Origin of the sequence: Aliiglaciecola sp. CAU 1673, from assembly GCF_029223185.1 — a bacterium.
Taxonomy (GTDB): Bacteria; Pseudomonadota; Gammaproteobacteria; order Enterobacterales; family Alteromonadaceae; genus Bowmanella.
In genome coordinates this window covers 1-22,302 of record NZ_JARHUG010000012.1, presented here as the reverse complement: position 1 = coordinate 22,302, position 22,302 = coordinate 1, and the positions used below count along the sequence as shown (strand labels likewise).

Here is a 22,302-nt window from a genome sequence, read left to right as displayed (position 1 = left end):
TTGCCCAAAAACAAGTAAAGAGTAAACAAGGGGACGAGAATGGCTGATTTGTTTGAAAACCCAATGGGCCTGGACGGCTTCGAGTTCGTGGAATTCACCGCACCACAAAAAGGTATTCTGGAGCCGGTATTTGAGTCCATGGGCTTTGTTAAAGTGGCCCGCCATAAATCCAAAGATGTAGAGCTGTGGCGTCAGGGTGATATCAACTTTATCACCAACTATGAGCCTAAAAGCCATGCTTATTACTATGCCATCGAGCACGGCCCATCGGCTTGCGGTATGGCTTTTCGCGTAAAAGACGCCCAGTACGCCTATTCACAAGCGCTGAAAAAAGGCGCGCAACCGGTACAAATTGAAACCGGCGCCATGGAACTGCGTCTGCCTGCGATTAAAGGCATCGGCGGTGCTACCTTGTACCTGATTGACCGCTATGAGGAAGGTCGTACTATCTATGACATCGACTTCAACTGGATTGAAGGCGTAGACCGTCATCCAGAAGGCTGCGGTTTCCATACCCTGGATCACCTTACGCACAACGTTTATCGCGGTCGCATGCAATATTGGGCCGACTTCTACAGCAACTTGTTTAACTTCCGCGAAATCCGCTACTTTGACATCAAAGGCGAATATACCGGTCTGCTGTCTAAGGCGATGACCGCACCCGATGGCAAGATCCGCATTCCTCTGAATGAAGAAGCTGGCGGCGGTGGCGGCGGCCAGATCGAAGAATTCCTGATGAAGTACAACGGCGAAGGCATCCAACATATTGCCTTTGCTTGTGATGACCTGATTGCCTGCTGGGATCGCCTGAAGAAACAGGGCGTGAAGTTTATGACTGCCCCACCGGCCACTTACTATCAGATGCTGGAAGAACGTTTGCCTGGCCATGGCGAGCCGGTAGACGAGTTGCAAGCCCGCGGCATTTTGTTAGACGGCACCACCGAAGGCGGTCAGCCCCGTCTGCTGCTGCAGATTTTCTCTGAAACCGTGTTGGGTCCGGTGTTCTTCGAGTTCATCCAGCGCAAGCAGGACGAAGGTTTCGGTGAAGGCAACTTCAAAGCTTTGTTTGAATCCATCGAACGCGACCAGGTAGCGCGTGGCGTGGTAGGGAGCAAATAATGAATATCCAACGTATCCACCATGTGGCCTATCGCTGCAAGGATGCCAAGGAAACGGTAGAGTTTTACCAGAAAGTCATGGGCATGGAATTTCTGCTGGCCATTGCCGAGGACCAAGTGCCCTCTACCAAGGCACCTGACCCATACATGCACGTCTTTTTAGACGCTGGCATGGGCAACGTTTTGGCGTTCTTTGAACTGCCTAACTCACCGGAAATGGGTCGTGACGGTAATACCCCGGCCTGGGTACAACATATCGCCTTTGAAGTCGCGAGCATGGATGAGCTGCTGGCCGCCAAAGAACGTTTGCTGAACCACGGCCTTGATGTGTTAGGGCCCACAGAGCACACCATCTTCAAATCCATCTATTTCTTCGATCCTAACGGCCATCGTATTGAGCTGGCGGCCAATACCGCCAAGCCCGGCATGCTGGAAGAGCTGAAGCGGGTAGGCCCGGCCATGCTCGAAGAATGGTCGAAAACCAAGAAAGCACCCAAGCACGCAGCCTGGCTGCACGGCGAAGGTGAGTTCAAGGGAGGCAAAGCATGAAGTTAGCCAGCCTTAAAGTTGGACGTGACGGCAAACTGGTGCTGGTGAACCGCTCACTGACTAAAATGGTCTCTGTGGCTGATATCGCGCCTACCTTGCAGTTTGCACTGGATAACTGGGACGAAGTGCAAGGCCTTCTGAATACCCGTTACCAGGCCCTGGAAAGCGGTGAGCTGTCGGGTGAGCCTTTTGAGCAAAGCCAATGTGCCTCGCCCTTGCCCCGCGCCTATCACTGGGCTGACGGCAGCGCCTATGTGAATCACGTAGAGCTGGTGCGTAAAGCCAGAAATGCCGAGATGCCGGAGACATTCTGGACCGATCCACTGATGTATCAGGGTGGTTCCGATACCTTCCTGAATCCGCATGACCCCATTGTGATGCCGCAATCAGATGGCTTTGGCATCGACTTCGAGGCGGAAATTGCGGTGGTACTGGACGATGTGCCCATGGGTGTATCGGCAGAAGAGGCGCTTAAGCACATTCGCCTGGTAATGCTGGTCAACGACGTGTCCCTGCGCGGATTGATTCCTGGTGAGTTGGCCAAAGGTTTTGGGTTCTATCAATCCAAACCTTCCAGTGCCTTCAGCCCGGTCTGTGTAACCTTGGATGAGCTGGGCGATGCCTGGCAGGCTGGTAAGCTTCATCTGCCATTGCTGTCCCATTTAAACGGCAAGCTGTTCGGCAAGCCGGACGCGGGTGTGGATATGACCTTCCATTTCGGTCAGTTGATCGCCCATGCGGCTAAGACTCGACCGCTGGCAGCAGGTACTATCATAGGCTCCGGCACGGTCTCCAATAAACTGGACAACGGGCCCGGTAAACCGGTTGATCAAGGCGGTGTTGGCTATAGCTGTATTGCCGAAATTCGCATGATTGAAACCATTCAGCAAGGCAAACCCAGCACCCCCTTTATGGACTTCGGTGACGAAATCCAGATTGAGATGCTGGATAAAGATGGCCACTCCATCTTCGGTAAGATTCAGCAGTCCGTGAAGAAAGCTTAAGTCTCTGTACATATTGAAAAAGGGCCGAAGGGCCCTTTTTTATTAGGGTTGTGGCCCGCCAAGATCGTCATGCCCGAATGCAGTAATCGGGCATAGCGTCCTAAGCCGCCTTTTGCGCCTTAGCCAGTGCCTTAAACAAGCGCTCAAAGCTATTCAGCCCTTCTTCCAGTTGATCAAAGGGAATGGTCAGCGCCGGCAAAAAGCGAATCACATTGCCATAGAAGCCGCAGGACAGCAGGATCAGGCCATGGCTTGGAGCGTTGGCAATCAGTGCCTTGGTCAGCACCATATTGGGCTGATGCGCGTCGCCGTTATTTACCAGCTCCAACGCGATCATCGCACCACGGTTTCTGACTTCACCAATCAATTGAGGAAACTGCTTTTGCAGCGCGCCCAAGCGGGTTTGGAAGCGCTCACCAATTTCGTTGGAACGGGCAATCAGTTTCTCTTCTTCGATGACATCCAATACCGCCAGCGCTGCTGCACAGCCCACAGGTGAGCCGCCATAAGTACCACCGAGACCGCCTGGCAGTGGGGCATCCATAATGTTGGCCTTACCCACTACAGCAGCGATGGGAAAACCGCCGGCGATACCTTTGGCGGTGGTCATCAAATCTGCTTCAATATTGGCCTGCTCATGACAAAACATGCTGCCGGTGCGGCCAAAACCGCTTTGGATTTCATCCAGGATCATCACTATGCCATGTTCGTCACACAGTTTGCGCAGTGCCTGTAAGAAAGTGGGCGGGGCAATATAAAAGCCACCTTCGCCCTGTACCGGTTCGATGATGATTGCCGCGACATCCGTAGGGGCAATGGCGACCTTAAACAAGGTTTCGATGGCATGCAGGCTTTGCTCCTCACTGACCCCATGCAGCGCCGTTGGAAAAGGCACATGATAAATGTCTGCGGGGAAAGGTCCGAACTGATATTTATAGGGGGTGATTTTGCCGGTCAGCGCCATGGCCAGGTTAGTGCGCCCATGAAAGCCGCCATTAAAAGCAATGACACCACGTCGTCCGGTGTGAGCACGGGCAATCTTGATACAGTTTTCCACCGCCTCAGCACCGGTGGTGACGAAGATGGCTTTCTTGGGGGTATCGCCTGGGGCTAGCTGCACCAGCTGTTCAGCCAAGGCCACCGCTTCCTCATAGGGATTGACCATCACACAACTATGGCTGAAATCATCAATCTGCGCTTTGGCCGCCGCACTGACCTTGGGATGGTTATGACCGGTATTGCACACGGCAATGCCGGTGCCGAAATCGATATAACGGTTATCATCTTCATCCCAGACCTCGGCATTTAAGGCCTTTTTCACATACACCGGGTATAAATTCCCCTGGCCACGGGCAATGACTTTTTCTTTTCTGACCTGCAGTTTGGCGTTGGCTGACATTTCATTTCCTCTTTAAGCGTTATCTATGCCACCCAGGCACAGGTATTTAATTTCAGTATATTCGTCTAATCCATATTTGGAGCCTTCGCGGCCATTTCCGGATGCTTTTATGCCACCAAAGGGGGCGGTCACATTGGAAATAATCCCTTCATTGAGACCTACCATGCCAAATTGCAGCCTTTCTCCCATGCGGTAGATACGTCCAATGTCCCGGCTGTAACAATAAGCCGCCAAGCCCATTTCCGTATCATTGGCCAAAGCCAATGCCTGGGCTTCATCTTTAAAGGAGATCAGCGGCGCAACAGGTCCAAAAATCTCCTGCTCGGCAATCGCCATCCCATTGCTGACACCCGTAAGGACCGTCGGGGCATAGAAATTGTCACCCAAGTCCTGCAAAGGACCGCCCGTTAATCGTTTGGCACCCTGGGCGAGCGCATCTTGCACCAGTTGCTCAACCCGGGTTGCCGCTTGAGCATGGATCATGGGGCCAATCTGCACCCCCTCCTGCAGCCCATGCCCAACCTTGAGCCCTTTTGCTGCCGCAACCAGACGCTCGGCAAATTCATCGTAAATACCTTCCTGAATCAAGAAGCGGTTGGCACAGACACAAGTTTGCCCGGCATTTCTGTATTTACTGGCTATGGCCCCTTTCACCGCGGCATCTAAATCGGCATCGTCAAACACGATAAAGGGCGCATTACCACCAAGTTCCATAGACACCCGCTTAACCGTGCCGGCACATTGGGCAATCAATTGCTTGCCCACTGCGGTTGAACCGGTAAAGGAGAACTTGTCGACTGCAGGATGTTGGGTCAATACCTCGCCCATAGCTTTGGCGTTGGTGCCCGTCACCACATTGAACACCCCTGGCGGGATCCCGGCGCGCTCAGCCAGCTCCGCCAAGGCCAATGCAGAGAGCGGGGTCAACTCTGCCGGACGCACCACAATTGAACAACCAGCCGCCAAGGCCGGTGCCGCCTTCCTGGTGATCATGGCATTGGGGAAGTTCCAAGGGGTGATGGCAGCAACCACACCAACCGGCTGTTTCAGCACCAAGATGCGCTTGTCGGCAGAGGGAGCGGGAATGGTATCCCCATACATTCGCTTGGCTTCTTCGGCGAACCATTCTACAAATGATGCACCATAGGTCACCTCAGCGCGGGACTCGGCCAATGGTTTACCTTGTTCGGCGGTCATCAGGCATGCCAGATCCTGCTGATGACTGACCAATAGCTCGTACCAGCGGCGCAAAATCGCCGAGCGTTCCGCAGCGGGTTTCGCTGCCCAGTTTTTTTGTGCTTTTTGGGCTGCCAGCGCCGCCCGTTCGGTCAGCGCCGGGTCGGCATCGGCCACCTCTGCCAACAATTGGCCATTGGCGGGATTGCGCACATCAAAGCGACTGTTTGCGTCCCACCATGTACCGTCGATATAACATTGGCTCTTTAACAGAGCACTATCCTTAAGATTCAACATAAGCCTTCATGACGTAAGGAAATTTGTTCTATTTAGCGCTGAACTTTTACCCTTTTAAATATTAAACTATCAACATTAAGGTTTATATTTATCAAACAATGTATAAATCACCGGTATTACCCAAACCCGTCAGCGAATATGACCTGCGCCTGTTGCGGGTGTTTCGCACTGTGGTGCAATGCGAAGGCTTCTCTGCTGCCGAATCCGAACTCAACCTGTCGCGTTCCACCATCAGCGTGCATATGGGCAACCTCGAACAGCGTTTGGGCCTGAAACTTTGCAACCGGGGACGGGCCGGGTTTTCACTGACCGGTGCCGGACAACAGATATATGATGCGGCCACCCAACTATTTGCGTCCTTAGATCAGTTTGCTACGGCCGTGGCCACAGTGGCAGGTGAAATCAGTGGTGAACTGGTGATCCAATGCAGTGACGATGTGTCTTTGTCACCCCATATCCGCCTCCCGGCAGTGCTAGGCAAATTGCAGAAGCAACAGCCAAAGCTGCATGTGGTAGTGGATGTGAATGGCATCAACAGCATCGAACAAATGCTGCTTAAGGATCAATGCCACATCGGCTTGTTCCCCAGTTACCGGCAGATCGAAGGTTTGCAATATCAAAGCGTCTACCGGCAACCACTGTATCTCTACTGCGGAGCCAGTCATCCGTTATTTGAAATGGCTGAAGAGCGCATTCAGGATCAGGCGGTACAGCGCTATCCCGTGGTCTATCCGGGCGTGGAAGTCAACGCCCGCGGGCGTGAGCAACTGAGCCAGCTTAATCGGGCAGCCAGGGCTTATCACTTCGATGCCCGTATGGCGCTGGTGCAATCAGGGGGCTACCTGGGCTTTTTCCCCGCCGACTACGCGGCACCTTGGTTAGCCAAGGGGAAATTGCGTGCAGTTCAGCCACATAAGCGCTTTTACGATGTGGAATACAGCCTGGTCACCCGTCAGGCGGCCAAGGAACAGAACAAAGTTTCTGCCTTTTTGGCTATCTGGCAGGCATTACACTCTTAGCCATCAAGACGGCGTGCTGGCCAGAATGCAGCGGCAGCGCACAGAAGCAAGCCCATAGCGGCGATGTTGATCACCGCGCCGTAATTGTCCTCACCCAACAATATACCGGCCACCAAAGGGCCACTGGCCAGACCCATTTTGGAGCAAAAGCCGCCCAGAGCCGCCAGCTTGCCACTGGGATCTAATTCAGAGCAAATCCCAAACAAAAAGGGCAATGCAAAAGCCCAGGTAATGCCGATAAGTATGTTGAATATGGCGTAGACCCAATCCAGCTCACTGTAGTGGAGCAGCCAGGTGGCCAGTGCCGTGACCAGGATCCCCATCAGCAACGGACGGGTTCGGCCAAATTTGGTGCCGATAACAATGACCAATGCCGAACCGGCCAAGGCTATCCAACTGGCGAGCGCCAGGGCCGGGCTAATAAAGTCCAGAGTCAGGCCCGCCGTACGTCCAAGCCCGATGACATAGGCAAACATGCCCATATTGGCAGCCTGAAACAAAAATATCGCGACCAGGGTCAGCACCAGGGCCTTGCCGGGACGCAAGGCGCCGGTAAGCTGCGGTATTTCCTGTTCTACTCTGTAGTCGGGTAAAAACGGCAGCATCATTAAAGTCACGGCCGTAAACAGCATCAGGGCATAAAAAAGGACTGACACCCCGTAATCAGGTACCAAAGCGGGCAGATACATTAACCCTAATCCGCCAAATCCCCATTGGATAAACAACAAGTACCCAAACGCGCGGTCAGCATCACCGGTACGGGATATCACGGCAAAGCCGATCCCTACCAGCAAGCCCCCTACCAAGCCGTGAACGAAGCGCAGGGATGCCAATAGCCAGGGCTGCGTCAGGTAGATAGAGGCAAAATCCAGCATCAGAATACTCAGCAACAGTACCAGACTCCAATTTTTCCAACGGATGCGACGCACTATCAACACCGCCGTCAAGGCACCGATGGAGGCACCGTACAGATTGGAAGAGCTGATGTAGCCCGCCTGTTGATTGCTAAACCCTAATCCATCAATAAGGCCACTCACCAGAGCCGGCATGATATTGATATAAAAAATCCCGGCTGTAGCCAAAAAAGCCAGAAAGATCTTGGCAAGAGTGCCTGAGGGGGCGACCTGGTATTTGCTGACCGGCAAAACGCTGCTGTTGATCATGATCTGCTCTCGGTATTGCTCTGACAGAGGGGAGCCAGGGCGTGTAAAGCCTTCACAGCGGCCAGCCATCGATAAACATGGCCGTCACTGAAATAATAAAAAAGCCGGTTGTCGGGTAGGAAAGCAACCGTCACGCCACCGTAGCCAGACATAAACGCCAGCCAGGTGGGCTTATTGCACTCTAAGCTTTGCGTTACCTCCAATGCCCAGTAACCATTGGCATAGCCTAGCTGGCCTTCGCCGGTATGGTGCCCTGAATAGCCGGTGCCTTGCGGCAATGCCTGAGCCAGCATTGCGGAATCCAACCGTGGCTGCTCGGCCTGCCTTTGGGCCTGGGTAAAACGGGCAATGGCCACCAGGTCACTGTTATACATCAGGCTGCCGTAGCCAAAGAAAGGCACACCACCCTCACTGTGGCGGTGATACCGGGCGATGGGACTCAGCGCTAAATCCCGGTACAGGCCATCTTCAATAACATCCTTTATCAGCGATTGTTTACTGCCCATTTGTTCCCAAACGAATTGCTGCAAAGCGGTACCCAGCAGATAAGTTTGACTGCTTTGGTACACAAAGCGCTCGCCCGCGGCGGCCTGCTTTGGAAACTGCTTGCAGGCATAACCCACCTTGTCCTCGTGGGTAACGGCATTAAAGAACCGTTGGCTGTGGGCGGCACCTTCATCTGTCATATAGGTGTCTGACAAATAATGGCCGCTACGCATATTCAACAGGTCCAACAGTGACACCTGTTGCCAGCTTGGCGCTGTGCACTGAGAAACCAACGCACTGACTTTGACATCCTTAAGCCCTGGGTAGCGATGTTCCAGATACATCAGACCGTTACCGGCAATAAAGGACTTTGCCGTGGAGAAAGAGGGCAGCAATAGCTGTTCACAAAAAGGGTAGTCGCCACTTCGGCTTGGGCAGGCCGCGCGTACATGCGCATTATCCATGACCCAGCCTAATTGGCTGATGTCCTCTGCGGCGACTGCCCCTTTTAGCAGAAGCGCATCCATGTCTGCCTGAGGATAACGATCATGGAATTGCTCTATGCTGATGCCGGGCAGTTTACTGGCCTGTCGCTGTCGGTAGGCTTTCAGTTTGTCAGTGGCGTCGGCCAGCAGTTTGGGTTGCCAATCCAGCTCTCCAGTACCCCATAGATCCGCTTTGAAGTAGGCACAGGTTTCGCTGGTGATCTGGTAATAGAAATGTCCTTTCCCCGAGGTAAAGGGCAAGCGCATGGCCACCACACCGTTATGCACGCAATTTTGATTTTTCTCCACCAGGTGCAGAGGTGCAACAACGTACAATCCCTGTTCCTCGGGGAGGGTCCAATAGCGCCCATGACCAATCACATAGTCCCAGTGACCGGTTTTTGGCTCCTGCAGACCGTCATCCACCGACAGGCTCAATCCCTGCTTGTCGAAAAGCCAGCGGCTGCGCATGGTGGGCAACTGTTGTGCAGCGGGAGCCGGCTCGCTGTCGCCATACAGGCGTATGTTGGCAACAGGCCCGGGAGTAAGGCGCAACCACCCTTGCAGGTCTATTATCCGCTGGGGCTCTGCACTGGCCTCAAGTGGCTGCACCAGTTGGTCATAGTGCAGTGGCACTCGGGTTTTTTCTGCCAGCAGGGTGGGAGATTGCAACCAGTCAGCCATAGCAGGCAAAGCCTGGCAGCAGGGCGTTATCAGTAGCAGGGCAAGGACTCTCAGCACGGGATCCCTGCTTCTGTGAAGGCCTCATGCACAGGAGCCAGCAATGCTTCAACCTGGCGCCACTTACCTACTGAACTGGTGTACAGTGGCTGACGAATCTGGCTGGCGCTGGCAGTCTTGCTGGGCTCATTGTGCTGATGAAACGTCAGGCAGGCGTCCTGCCAGGGAAGATTGCAGTAACCCAGTAAGGCTTGGATCTGTTGTTCCGGCTGGGTCACCAGTGTTTCATAATCGAGGCACAACAGCCTGTCCCCCAGCAATGCCTGCCAATGACCCATAAGGCGATGGTGCGCAATGAAATAACCAGCCAGCTCTTTCAAATCATAAGAAAAGGGATAGCCCTGGGTAAAAAGCTGCTTAAACATGGCATAGCAGCTGTCCAGTGGGTGGCGGCGCACAAGGATAAGTTTGGAGTTTGGCAACGCCTTGGCGATCAGGCCAAGGTTTAATGAGTTAAGCGGTAACTTATCAATAAAATGGCGATGCTGGCCGGTATCTGGCCGGGTACTTTGCACATAGTCCCGGCCTAATAACCCCATGTCCAGTTGAGCACTCATTTCCACCAGTTTCAGTTTGCTGGCCGGCGCCTGACGGAAGGTACGCCGGCACTGTGCCATTATGCACAATGCAAAATTGTTTAGTTCACCGACGCTTTGCACTTCCGAATGTGCACTTAAAATGCGCTCCACCAGCGTGGAGCCGGTTCGCGGTAAGCCAAGAACAAATATGGGCTCTTCACTATCGTGGCCATCCTTGGTTTGGGCCAGCCACTGCCGATCAAAAACCGAACGCAATTTGTCCAGTGTCGCAATATCGCCATCCACCTCATAGCGCATGTTGGCGCGCTTCAGGGCCGCGCCCTGACGCAGCGCTGTTACACTTTCCTGAAAATGGCCCAGATCTTCCAGTTCCTTGGCGAGGGCGTAATGCACTTGGGCCTTTTGCAGACGTGTCAGCTCAGGGTGTTCTGATAAACGCCTCAGCCTCGGTAAGTGATGGTCGTCTAGGGTTTGCCGGCGTAGTTGACTAAGCAGCAAATGCGCCTCGGTATCCAGAGGCCTTAGGGCGATAGCCCTTTCAAGATGCACTTCAGCCTCATCCAGCTTGCCCACATAGCGTAGTACGGTGGCCAGATTAAAATGGTAACCGACTTGACCGGGATCCAGCACCAGAGCCTGACGATAATGCTGTTCTGCCGCAGACAACCGGCCACGCAAATTTTCCAGGTAGGCCAGGTCTGCCAGCAGACAGGCATTGTGTATGGGGGTTTCAGCCAGTCGCTCTAACAGGACATCAAGCACCGCAATCTGTTTCGCCTGATACAGTAGTCTGGCTTTATGCAGGAGGAACTCTGGCTCGCCTGGTTGTAGTGACAAGGCACGATCGATGGCCTCCAAAGCCAACTGCGGGTGACTGCCACGCAGCGCCATATCACTGAGCAACAACCATCCCCTGGCATAATCGGGATAATCGTGGTTGAGTTGCTGGCACAATTGCAGTGCCTCATCAGCCCGTCCCTGGTTCAGGGCTTGCAGGCACTGCGCTTCCATCAGCCGTGCCTGCTTTCCCTGCTGTGCTCTGGAGGGCATTAAATCTTCACCATTGCCGCTCATCTTCACTCCGGATCGTGCATCTGTAAACAGCCTATCAGAACCGATAAGTAGCTGACAGACCTACTGTTCTTGGCAATGAGATGTAGTCCTTCGAGGCATTGCCCAAGAAGTTTTCTTCAGGATCGGTCCCCATATAGGCTTCCGGCAGCATGCCGGTCACGCCCTCTTCGTTAAACAGATTTTTCACGTACAACACCAGATCCCAATCATCACTGCTTAAGCGCACACTGGCATTCCAAATGGAGAAACCATCGATAGTTGCCTGCAGCAGTGGGTGATCTCCGAGGAAATTCACAGAGTCCGACTGGTAGTAGCCATTAAGGGCAGTGATCAGATACCAGTCGCTATTGAGCGAATAAGTGTGATCCAGCGACAAACTCAGGGTATTTTTCGGCGTGGAAGGCAGGCGATCGCCATCCTCGGCCGCTACCCGGGTCGGGTTGTCAGCCCCCACCGAAGAAGGCACCAGGAAGTCACCGGTCAGCTCGGCGCTGACATGGGCATAGCCCAATACATAGCGCAGACTGTCGGTCAGGTAGCCCTTTAGTTCAAACTCTAAGCCTTGAGTGCGCGCGGAATCACCGTTAGCCACAGTGAAGAACCCCCAGGTAGAGGCCGTGTTCAGTTGTGGATCATCCCAATCGATGCGATACAGCGCCAAGGCGTAGCTGTGGTTATTGTCTGCCAGCTTACCCTTTATCCCCAGCTCGTAATTGATCACGCTGTCGGATTGGTATTGCTGCCAGGCTGGCCTTTCCGCCAAGCTGCCTTCAAGAGGCACAGCATTTGCTCCGCCACGACGGTAACCCTCAGCCACGGTAAAATACGCCATGTGGTCCTGGCTGAGGTCATAGGCCAGGTTTAGCTTGAACAGGGTATCGCTTTCATCGGTGTTAAAGGTAGGCTCGGCGCCCAGGAATGGCCAGATCGGTAAGGATAACTCGGTGTCATTAACGAACTCATTGTCAAAGCGCCTGACCCCGACAGTCGCGCGCAGATCTTCAGACAGATGATAAGTCAGCTCACCGAACAACGCCTTGTCTTTGAAATTCTGGTTGCGGCGGTAACGGAAATCCTGATCGGTATACACCATGCCAAAACCTGCCATGGTGGGCCACCAAGAGAAAGCCGCGAAGGCCCATTCCTGATACCCAGGCATAAAGCTATCCTGGGTTGAGAAAGTGTCCTGATCCATGTAATAGGCACCGATGATCCAATCCATATTGGCCTTGGTCTCGTTCGACACCAGCCGCAGCTCTTGCACAAAGGCTTCTTCCGCATAGCCTCTTTCGGCTCTGGCCATGGGACGAGGGGAACCATAGTAAAGATCGGCAAACCAGTTTTGCTTGGCATAAAACCCGGTATTGTCGCTGACGGACTGACCTTCATGCTTATAATCCGAGCTACTGGAGGTGAGGGTAGCGAAACCCAGATCCCATTCAATCTCCAGCGAAGTCAACTGCACATCACGGCTGGAAGGCTCCAGTTGGATAGCGCCATTCTCATATTCACCGTAAGCCTGCTCAGTGCCGGACACCCAGTTGGTTCCCCGGGTAACCTGGCGCCGCCCGCCAATCTCGTCATCCTGCCACTGATGGGCGAGCAAGACTCTGAGGCGTTCGTTTACGTCAAGGGCCAGGGAGGCGCGCCCATAGTCGATATCGACAGTGTCAGCATCTTTTTTGGCGGTAAACAAGGGGCCGCCTGCGGCAATATCGCCACCTTCGGCCAGCGGTGCGCCCTGGTCATTCAACTGGTAAAGATTGACATAATCGACAATGCCATCGTTATCAATTTTGCCGATATTGGCGCGAAAAGCGAGGCGATCGCTGATAGGTACATTGACCATCACATCCAGATTCAGGTTGTTGCCATCGGAGCCTTTGGTCTGTCCATAAGACGCCGATACCATCCCGGCAAATTCATCTGTATCCGGGCGATTCATACGATAGCGCACCGTACCGGCCAGTGACCCGGAACCATAGAGCGTGCCCTGCGGACCACGCAGCACTTCCACAGCCTCAATGTCTTTAAGGATAAAGTTAGCGTACAAAGGGGTGTCGTTGATATAGGTGGCGACAGTGGGTACGGCTGACAGGGCAATATCGCCATTGCTGGCACCATCCACATTCACCCCGCGGATCACCAGTCCATTGACCGTACCTGAGTTGCGATAGCCCCGGTCAACGACCGACAATCCAGCGATATTGCGCATCATTTCACTGGCGTCGATGATATTCTCTTTCTCCAATTCGGCCCCGGAGATGGCCGAGATGTTGTAAGGCACCTCCTGGATATTCTGTACCCTGCGGTTAGCCGTGACTTCGATCACCTCATAACTCTTATCAGGAGAATCGGCTTGCTTTTGTTCCTGAGCCAAAGCAAGCGGGCTGACGGGAACCAGCATCAGGGCGCTGGCAATAGCGCCAGATAGTTTGTGGAGTCTCATTGAGGGCTGTTGCATCATTTTTCTCCTGAAAATGGCGAATTCTTGTTCTTTCCAACTCAGCCTAAAACAACCGGCCGGGCTACCCTAGCGCCAGTTTGACTCCCTCTATGGGGCCAGTTTCAGGCGCTCTGGTCCGTTCTGTGAGGCGCTAATCAGGCACCACTAAGGGCCCTAAATCAGCCAAACCTGGCAGGCTGGCCTTGTCCCCTTGGTATTGGGGAAAGTTGAGCTCAGTGTCGCGGAAACTTTTCAAAGGCTGTCCGAGATTGTCCAGCCCCCGCACGCGGCTGCGCCGCACCCACGCCAAATCCAATTCAAGGGGCACAATTTCTTCCATTTCTTTGGCCTGGTGCAGACAACGGCCATCCGGACCAACGACAATGGACTGGCCGTTGCCATGGCTTCCACAGCCATTGACCGCTACCACATAGCATTGGTGCATGGCGGCGGTGGCATAGGCCATATGTAACTCCTGCGCCCTGTCTATGGTGTTGGTCATCGTCGGATATAGCAGCACCTCTGCTCCCAGGCTTACCAGGGCACGGGCCACTTCGGGAAACCATAAGTCGTAACAAATGGCCAGACCAAACCGCCCGGCCGGGGTGTCGAACACCACAAAATCCTCGCCTGGTGTAACGCCCTGCTCATAAGGAAGAAAAGGGAAAAGCTTGCGATAGCGGGTAATCAGGCACCCATTGTCGTCAATCACCGAACTGGTATTAAAAACCTTGCCATCCTCAAGCTCGAATTCCGAACCGCTGACGATCCAAAGCTTCAGCTCTTTCGCCAGGGTCTGAAATTGCCTTTCTGCTTCGCTCGGGAAAGGGACAGCGTGGCTGGTAGCGGGCCCATTGATACAGAGTTCACTGAACACCAGCATTTTCAACCAGGGGAAACGCGCTTTTGCCTGGCGCGCCTTGGCGCAGAGCAAAGATAAGTTGTTGCCGGGAGGCAGAGCCAATTGCATGGCGGCCAGGGCGATATGATCCATGTTGATTCCACTTAAGTCAGGTGCAGCTTTACAATAGGAAATTCTGGCGTCAGCCTATAGAGCCAGATTATCTGGATGCATGGGTCCAATTGGACTAAACGATTTCCAGTTTTCGTACCAGGCGATAGTCGGCGTCAAACCACTTCATCTGCGTACCATCCACAATCACATAGTAACCGTGGGTTTCACCGTATCCCCATAACTGCCATTGACGATAGTACATGCCGTCTTTCACCCACCAGCGGCCAGTGTCGGCCTCCGGGTTGTAGCCACCGGTCTCGCCTTGCATACGACCGTCAGCTAACAAACGGATTTCGCACGGCACGCCGTAGACCATCTCACAGCACAAGGTCATCCCGGGCAGGCGTTTTTCCAGTTCAGCCTGACTTAACAGGCGGCCTTTGGCGTTAGATAAATTTTCTTCATGATCGGCGACCAATTCGCGAATAAGTTGGGCCAGTCGGCGCACCCCCTCTTTGATGCGATCGGCGCTGATGCTGGTCACCCCCATGCGGAAACAGTTTTTAGGTGCATCACCAGCAGCAAAATACTTACGTACCGGCTCCAGCAAAATACCTTGCTTGGCTGCGGCATCCAGCAGATAACTGTCATCCAGTTCTTTGGGACCGGTGATCCAATAGGCACTGCCACCAAAAATAGGGCCGGTATTGATGGAGTTAGGCAGGTAAATGTTGAGCGCTTCACGCAGCGTCAACCACCGCTCATAGATGGTTTTGTGGACCTGCATCATAAAAGCATCGTAATAACCCAGCGACAAGAAATAAGCGGCGGTGCGCTGGTTATTAAGTGATGGCGTGCGCCCCACCAGCTTGCGTAACTTTCGAAGTTCGGCGATCACCTCAGCCTCAGCCACCACAAAGCTAATCTGCAAACCGGCAGCCAACACCTTGGATAGGCAAGACAAGTAGACAACACGATGCCCGCCTTCCAGGCTGCGCAGCGCAGGATGGGGCTGGCCCAGGAAATTGCTCTCAAACTCAAAGTCATCTTCGAGTATCAGGCTGTCTTGCTGCGTGGCCTTTTGCAGCAGAGCCTGGCGTCTGCTCAGCGACATGGTCACACTAGTGGGAGTCTGATGACTGGGGGTGGTGTAAATCAGGTGACAACCGTCAAGATTGTGATCTACCACCATGCCCTGCAAATCCAAATGTTGATAGCGTAATTTGTCCGTGCGCTGGCGTATCAACTCGCGCGCTTCAGGGAACCCGGGCTCCTCCATGGCCACCTGAGTGTCGCCATCCACCAACAGCTGCATCAGTAAATATAACGCCTGTTGTGAGCCGGCGGTGATCAGGATTTCATTGGCACTGGCACTGATACCACGCCGGGGTAAAATACGGGTCTGAATTTGTTCCACCAGCATTGGATCGTCGCAATCGTGCTGAAGTTGAGACCATTGCAAAATTTCGCTGCTGGCGTTGGCCCTGGCATTAGCGTCTTTCAGCTCTCGTACCGGGTACAGGGAAATATCAAATACCCCATCCACAAAAGGGTAGCGATAGTCGCGCCAATTGCGGGCCAGGCTATGGTGAGAAGTCCCCTGAAAACGCCCTGGCAAACGCAGGGCGGAGCCGGCGGATGGCCGCAATGGGGTGCTGATCTTCTCAGGCTTGCTCGCTTTAAGTTGATCATTGACGTAGATCCCACTTCTTTCGCGACTGACTAAGAATCCCTCTTCAAGCAGGCTGTTATACACCAGCACTACCGTATTGCGGGATACCCGCAACTGCATCGCTAACTTTCTTGAAGACGGTAACTTGCGACCGCCAGGCAAGGCGCCGCTGAGGATATTGTCCACGAACTGACGACGGATCTGACTTTGCAGACTCTCGCCTTTGTCAGAAGGCTCAATATGGATTAGCAAGGCATTGGCGCTGGACATGGCTGCATCTGGACTCATGGTTATCCTGATTGGACCTACCCTAGTCTGAGTCCAGGCCACTGATCAAGCGATATATGGTTATAATTTCAGGCCTAAACAGCATTCCATGATCCTATCCAAAAAGATATTTAATTCAATAAAAACAAATGGTTAAATTAATTCCCTAAGTGAGGCCCAGTAAACTATGGGTTGTCAGCGACAGCATCTGGCTCCATAAGCGCAGCCAATCTGGCACCATAATCTTCGGGTTGTTCTTGGTCCGAAAAAAAACCGATGTCGTTGCGACATCGGTTTTTAAATTGATACCTACCTATTGGTCGGCAACGGATAGCCTTAGACTTTATCGAATCGATCGGCGGTCATCACCTTGCTCCAAGCCTTGATAAAGTCATCAACAAACTTGGTTTTACCATCGTTGGCACCGTAGACCTCAGCGATTGCCCGCAGTTCTGAGTTAGAGCCGAAGATAAGATCTACCGGCGTGGCCGTCCACTTCAGCTTACCGGTCTTGCGATCATGGCCTTCATAGATGCCATCGGTACTGGACTTACTCCACTTGGTGGACATATCCAGCAAGTTAACGAAGAAGTCGTTGTTCAAAGTACCTGGCTTGGCGGTAAATACACCGTGTTTCGAGTCACCATGGTTAGCGCCGAGTACCCGCATACCACCAACCAACACGGTCATTTCAGGTACTGTCAGATTAAGCATGGACGCTTTGTCCACCAGCATATCGGCAGGTGTCATGTAGCTGTCCATGCTGTAGTAGTTTCTGAAGCCATCGGCTTTAGACTCCAGTACTGCAAAAGACGCCACATCAGTTTGCTCTTGCGTAGCGTCAGTACGACCAGGAGAGAATGGCACTTTAACGGTGAAGCCAGCTTCTTTAGCCGCTTTTTCAATAGCCGCCGCGCCACCCAACACAATTACGTCGGCCAGCGATACCTTCTTGCCACCGGACAGTGACTTGTTGAAGCTCTGTTGCACACTTTCCAGCTTGACCAGTACCTTGCTCAACTCGGCAGGATTATTTACCGCCCAGTCTTTTTGCGGGGCCAAAGCGCACTCGGGCACCGTTGGCGCCACCGCGCATATCGGTACCACGGAAGCTGGATGCGGATGCCCAGGCAGTGCGCACCAATTCCGGCACGCTCAAACCGGTTTTCAGGATCTCGCCCTTAAGCTTGTCGACTTCTTTCTCGCTGATCAGCTTGTAATCCACCGCTGGCAAAGGGTCTTGCCACATCAACGCCTCTTTCGGCACTTCAGCACCCAGGTAACGAGCCGAAGGCCCCATATCCCTGTGGGTCAACTTAAACCAGGCTTTGGAAAAGGCCAGTTGATACTCCTCGGGATTATTCTTGAAGCGCATCGCAATCTCGCGATAGCTGGGGTCGAACTTTAATGCCAGGTCTGTGGTAAACATAATAGGCTGATGACGCTTGGTCTTGTCATGGGCGTCAGGCACCAGAATTGATTGCTCTTTGCCTCACCGGCACCAGTATCAGGGGCCGTCACAGCGAGGGAAACGGCAACGACGAGAGTAGAAACAAGCCCTCCGATGATCGATTTCATCTTGATTTCCTCTCTTCAAAGCTTCGACTTCGTAGTAACTATAAGAATGAAAAGCAAATTTGACCGAACACATACGATTAATAAAACTGATTGTGGCAATCGAAAGCATAGAATTATCAGGAGAACCAACGTAATCATTTTGCCGAAAATTTGGTCGCGGATATGAATCACTTGACCCTGGCCGCTATCAACGCCAATCCGTCTCCATGCAGTTCATCCTAAGAACACGCCCCCCTGTCTTTAGCTAGTTAAATGGAAGCCACCTTTACCCCATCATCTTGTGACGAGCCTGGGTTAAAGACAGCGGCTTGGTGTTGACGTAAGGACCATAGAGCTTGGTATGCCAGTGCTACGCCTTGTAAACACCATTCGATCCGCTCGCTGGCTCATGTACTTTACTTTCAAATTGAGGAGAACCTGTTCTATGAATGTTGCCACTAGAATGATGCTACTACCGCTTACCTTCTACAGTCTTTTTTTGCCTTTGCAGGCTGCTGCTTCCAGCGAATTGTGCGCCGGTATTGTTTTCAGGGAAACACCTTATGCCGATATACGCTGTGCCCGAAAACTTTCAGAGAAGGAGGCGGCCGGTATTAAGCATTTTCAATTTGAATACGATGACCAAGGACGTCTCACTTCACTCAAGTATCAGTTACAGGGACGAGTAGTGGATTTTGCTGACCGTTTCGTTAGGGCCCCCCATATCAAAATTGATTATAAAAACGGCAAAGAGACTCGTCGCTTCTATGATCCCCTCGGGGCGCGCACTTTAGTCTCGGGAGATGTCTACGAGAGCCACTTTGATTTGGATGAAAAAGGCCGAAGGACCAGCCTGACCTTTCATGATATCGAGGGAAAAGTCATCAACAATGATTTTGGTATCGCAAGATATCAATGGCAGGTTAGTGATGACGGCCAAGTAACCGAGCAGCGATTTGACACCGGGGGGGAGCTGGTTAGAAATCGACCCGGATTTGGTTTCCTGGTTACTAAGTTTGCCTATGATGCTAACGGTCTATTGACGCGCATGTACAACCTAGGAGCCGACGGCGAGCACCTGAGCACCGATCAGGCTGGTGTTGCTATGACCCAGATAGAATACAATCAACACGGAGAATTCACTCGCTGGCTAAATCTTGAGCATACAGGTCGCGCCCACAAGGGTATGAGTGAAATAGCCGAAATAGTCTATGAACCATCTGGCTATGGTCGTGAGCAACTTGCTTTGTTTATTGATGATCAAGGCCAACCACAATCAACCCGCTGGGGAGCACACAAGGTTTATTATCAGTTTGATAAGGTTGGCAATCCGATAGAGCGCACTCACTTTGGCACAGATGGCAAACCGGTGAACTCCAGCTCTGGCATTGCCAAAATCCTCAGCAAATGGAGCAAAGACGGCGTGTTTAATGTGAGTGACCAATACTACGACAAAGAGGGGAATGCTGTTGTTAGTAGTTATTCTGGAGTGCATTCTGTGGCGACTCTGCTGGATAATCAAGGTCGACCGGTAAGCAGGGTATTTTACAATTTAGATCGTAAGCCGGTTATTCATAAAGGCCTTGGCTATGCGCATGAAGACTTTCAGTATGACAGCAATGGCTATCTCAAATCCCGTCGTTTCCTGGACACCGAGGGACAATTGGCTTTGCATAATATTTGGCAGGTCGCAGAATTTATTTATGAATACGACAGCACAGGAAACATGGTGTCTTATGTCGTCAAAGATGACACGGGAGAGATTACCAAACCAAACTGGAACCCGGCTCATTGATCCTTAATGCCAGTATCGATGCAGATAGCCATAACGGCTATCTTGCTAAGAAAGTGGAGCCCCTGAGAAAGAGATGCCGTGCTCTCTTTCTCAGTCATCACCATAACCGCGCTTTTTTTAAGTCTCCATTGATAAAAGCGAACAAAAGGTTCTATTAGTTCAATTGGTCAAATTGCTGTGCCAGCAACTATACATAAGTCTGCAAGAATGCCTATTACAAGTCAGGAGACAACTTTATGGCCCAGAGCAAATGCCCAATGCACCAAAGCGCTGGCGGTGGAACGACCAACAAGGATTGGTGGCCCAATCAATTGCGGCTCGACATCCTTCATCAGCACTCAGAAAAGTCCAACCCAATGGGCGATGACTTCAACTACGCCGAAGCCTTTAAGTCACTGGACTTTAAAGCCGTTAAACAAGAACTGCATGCACTGATGACAGACTCCAAAGATTGGTGGCCGGCAGACTTCGGCCACTACGGCGGGTTCTTTATTCGTATGGCTTGGCACAGCGCAGGAACCTATCGCGTCCATGATGGACGAGGTGGCGGAGGGACCGGCAATCAGCGCTTTGCGCCGCTCAACAGCTGGCCGGACAACGTCAATCTGGATAAGGCAAGACGATTGTTGTGGCCAGTCAAACAAAAATTCGGTGACAAGATATCCTGGGCCGACCTGATGATTTTGGCCGGTAACGTGGCACTGGAATCCATGGGCTTCAAGACCTTTGGCTTTGGTGGCGGCCGCCCCGACATTTGGGAACCGGAACAAGATATTTATTGGGGCAGGGAAACCACCTGGCTTGAAGACAAGCGTTATTCTGGTGATCGCGATCTGGAAAACCCGCTGGCAGCCGTGCAAATGGGCTTAATTTATGTGAATCCTGAAGGGCCCAATGGCAATCCGGATCCTGTGGCGGCAGCCAAGGATATTCGTGAAACCTTTGCCCGCATGGCCATGAATGACGAAGAAACCGTGGCCCTGATTGCCGGGGGGCATACCTTTGGCAAGACCCATGGTGCTGCTGCAGAATCCCATGTGGGCCCCAACCCCGAAGCAGCGTCCATCGAAGAACAAGGCTTTGGCTGGCGCAACAGCTATGGCTCCGGCAAGGGCAAAGATGCCATCACCAGTGGGCTGGAAGTGACTTGGACACAAACCCCAACCCAGTGGAGCAATTATTATTTTGAAAACTTATTCGGCTTCGAGTGGGAGCTGACCAAAAGTCCGGCCGGTGCCCATCAGTGGGTAGCCAAGAACGCCGATGAGAGCATCCCCGATGCCTTTGACAAGAATAAGCACCACCGTCCTACCATGTTGACCACTGACTTGTCGCTGCGATTCGATCCAGCCTATGAGAAGATATCGCGGCGCTTTTTAAACAATCCTGACCAGCTCGCCGATGCCTTTGCCCGCGCCTGGTTTAAGCTGACTCACCGCGATATGGGGCCAAAATCGCGCTATTTAGGTCCAGAAGTCCCCAAAGAAGATCTGCTGTGGCAAGACCCGATTCCGCCAGTTAACCATCCATTAATAGATAAACAGGATATCGCTAAACTCAAAGACAAATTGCTCGATAGCGGTCTGAGCATCGCCCAATTGGTCAGTACGGCCTGGGCTTCGGCCTCTACTTTCAGGGGGTCTGACATGCGTGGCGGCGCTAATGGTGCCCGCATTCGTTTGGCACCACAAAAGGATTGGGAGGTAAACCAGCCAAAACAGCTGGCCATGGTACTGAAAGTGCTGGAAGGTATTCAGCAAGCATTTAACAGTGTCCAAAGTGGTGGCAAGAAAGTGTCACTGGCAGATTTGATTGTGCTGGGGGGCTGCGCTGCGGTTGAAAAGGCGGCGAGGAACGCCGGTATGAACATCGAAGCCCCCTTTACCCCCGGGCGCATGGATGCATCAGAGAAGCAGACCGATGCGGAAGGACTGGCATACCTTGAACCTCTGGCAGATGGCTTTCGCAATTTCCAAAAGGACAAGTTCGACGTGTCCGCTGAAGAGATGTTGATAGACAAGGCGCAACTTCTGACCCTCACCGCCCCTCAAATGACGGTACTTATAGGCGGTCTCAGGGTGTTGGGTGCAAATCATGGCAATAGCCAGCATGGAGTGTTCACCCATCAAAAGGAATGTCTGAGCAATGACTTCTTTGTCAATCTGCTGGATATGGACACCGTTTGGAAGCCCACCAGCAAAGAGGCACAAAAGTTCGAGGGACTGGATCGCAAAAGCGGCGAGTTGAAATGGACAGGCTCCAGAGTCGACCTGGTATTTGGCTCCAATTCCCAATTACGGGCGATTGCCGAAGTCTACGGCGCCAGCGACGGCCATGAACGATTCGTCAGAGATTTCGTTGCTGCCTGGGACAAGGTAATGAACTTGGATCGGTTTGAATTGAAATAACATTGTCACAGAAAGAAAAGGGCCTGTCGGCCCTTCAGACTGTTGAAAAAGGCCTGGACGCAGATCCAGGCCTTTGATCTAATGAGCATAGTGAACAACATGGATTCACCATGCTTAGAGACAAAACCCCACAACAATATGAACTAGAAATG

General features: G+C 52.6%; 14 protein-coding genes and 1 pseudogene. 6 read left to right on the top strand and 9 right to left on the bottom strand.

What is annotated here, in order from left to right:
- Positions 1–39: 39 nt before the first annotated feature.
- From hppD to P2G88_RS12385, 3 genes are read left to right on the top strand one after another with little or no spacing between them, the layout of a single operon-like run.
- Complete coding sequence (gene hppD / locus P2G88_RS12395) at positions 40–1,119, top strand: 4-hydroxyphenylpyruvate dioxygenase (RefSeq protein WP_275796414.1); 1,080 nt, start codon at positions 40–42, stop codon at positions 1,117–1,119.
- On the top strand, positions 1,119–1,667 hold the full coding sequence (locus P2G88_RS12390; RefSeq protein WP_275796412.1) for a VOC family protein: 549 nt from the start codon (positions 1,119–1,121) through the stop codon (positions 1,665–1,667). Before hppD ends, P2G88_RS12390 begins: the two co-directional genes overlap by 1 nt.
- Complete coding sequence (locus P2G88_RS12385; protein ID WP_275796410.1) at positions 1,664–2,671, top strand: fumarylacetoacetate hydrolase family protein; 1,008 nt, start codon at positions 1,664–1,666, stop codon at positions 2,669–2,671. The genes P2G88_RS12390 and P2G88_RS12385 overlap by 4 nt, the downstream gene beginning before the upstream one ends.
- Before the next feature lie 100 nt (positions 2,672–2,771).
- Here the strand turns inward: P2G88_RS12385 and gabT are convergent, their stop codons facing one another.
- Both gabT and P2G88_RS12375 read right to left on the bottom strand, forming a co-directional pair.
- Positions 2,772–4,070, bottom strand: coding sequence for a 4-aminobutyrate--2-oxoglutarate transaminase (gene gabT / locus P2G88_RS12380; protein ID WP_275796408.1), 1,299 nt, complete (start codon positions 4,068–4,070; stop codon positions 2,772–2,774).
- Positions 4,071–4,082: 12 nt separating this feature from the next.
- Complete coding sequence (locus tag P2G88_RS12375) at positions 4,083–5,543, bottom strand: NAD-dependent succinate-semialdehyde dehydrogenase (RefSeq protein WP_275796406.1); 1,461 nt, start codon at positions 5,541–5,543, stop codon at positions 4,083–4,085.
- 98 nt (positions 5,544–5,641) lie between these two features.
- Here P2G88_RS12375 and P2G88_RS12370 point away from each other — a divergent pair, with 98 nt between their 5' ends.
- On the top strand, positions 5,642–6,562 hold the full coding sequence (locus tag P2G88_RS12370; protein WP_275796404.1) for a LysR family transcriptional regulator: 921 nt from the start codon (positions 5,642–5,644) through the stop codon (positions 6,560–6,562).
- On the opposite strand, the gene P2G88_RS12365 is transcribed toward P2G88_RS12370, so the two are convergent.
- The 7 genes and pseudogenes from P2G88_RS12365 to P2G88_RS12335 form a co-directional block, all read right to left on the bottom strand.
- The gene (locus P2G88_RS12365; RefSeq protein ID WP_275796402.1) at positions 6,559–7,725 is read right to left on the bottom strand and encodes an MFS transporter; all 1,167 of its coding nucleotides are present in this window, start codon (positions 7,723–7,725) and stop codon (positions 6,559–6,561) included. The genes P2G88_RS12370 and P2G88_RS12365 overlap by 4 nt on opposite strands.
- Entirely contained in the window at positions 7,722–9,437 is a 1,716-nt protein-coding gene (locus tag P2G88_RS12360; protein ID WP_275796400.1) for a serine hydrolase, read from the bottom strand. Before P2G88_RS12360 ends, P2G88_RS12365 begins: the two co-directional genes overlap by 4 nt.
- Positions 9,431–11,050, bottom strand: a complete 1,620-nt coding sequence (locus tag P2G88_RS12355; RefSeq protein ID WP_275796398.1) for a tetratricopeptide repeat-containing sulfotransferase family protein — start codon at positions 11,048–11,050, stop codon at positions 9,431–9,433. Before P2G88_RS12355 ends, P2G88_RS12360 begins: the two co-directional genes overlap by 7 nt.
- Positions 11,051–11,084: 34 nt before the next feature.
- Positions 11,085–13,499, bottom strand: coding sequence for a TonB-dependent receptor (locus P2G88_RS12350; protein WP_275796396.1), 2,415 nt, complete (start codon positions 13,497–13,499; stop codon positions 11,085–11,087).
- A 148-nt stretch (positions 13,500–13,647) separates the two neighbouring features.
- Complete coding sequence (locus tag P2G88_RS12345) at positions 13,648–14,490, bottom strand: carbon-nitrogen hydrolase family protein (RefSeq protein ID WP_275796394.1); 843 nt, start codon at positions 14,488–14,490, stop codon at positions 13,648–13,650.
- Between the two features lie 94 nt (positions 14,491–14,584).
- Positions 14,585–16,411, bottom strand: coding sequence for a PLP-dependent aminotransferase family protein (locus P2G88_RS12340; RefSeq protein WP_275796392.1), 1,827 nt, complete (start codon positions 16,409–16,411; stop codon positions 14,585–14,587).
- A 315-nt stretch (positions 16,412–16,726) separates the two neighbouring features.
- A pseudogene (locus P2G88_RS12335) lies at positions 16,727–17,876 on the bottom strand (peroxidase family protein); the annotation flags it as partial.
- A 432-nt stretch (positions 17,877–18,308) separates the two neighbouring features.
- On the opposite strand from P2G88_RS12335, the gene P2G88_RS12330 reads away from it, so the two are divergent.
- On the top strand, positions 18,309–19,742 hold the full coding sequence (locus P2G88_RS12330; RefSeq protein ID WP_275796391.1) for a hypothetical protein: 1,434 nt from the start codon (positions 18,309–18,311) through the stop codon (positions 19,740–19,742).
- 236 nt (positions 19,743–19,978) lie between these two features.
- Positions 19,979–22,150, top strand: a complete 2,172-nt coding sequence (gene katG, locus P2G88_RS12325) for a catalase/peroxidase HPI (RefSeq protein WP_275796389.1) — start codon at positions 19,979–19,981, stop codon at positions 22,148–22,150.
- Positions 22,151–22,302: the final 152 nt, after the last annotated feature.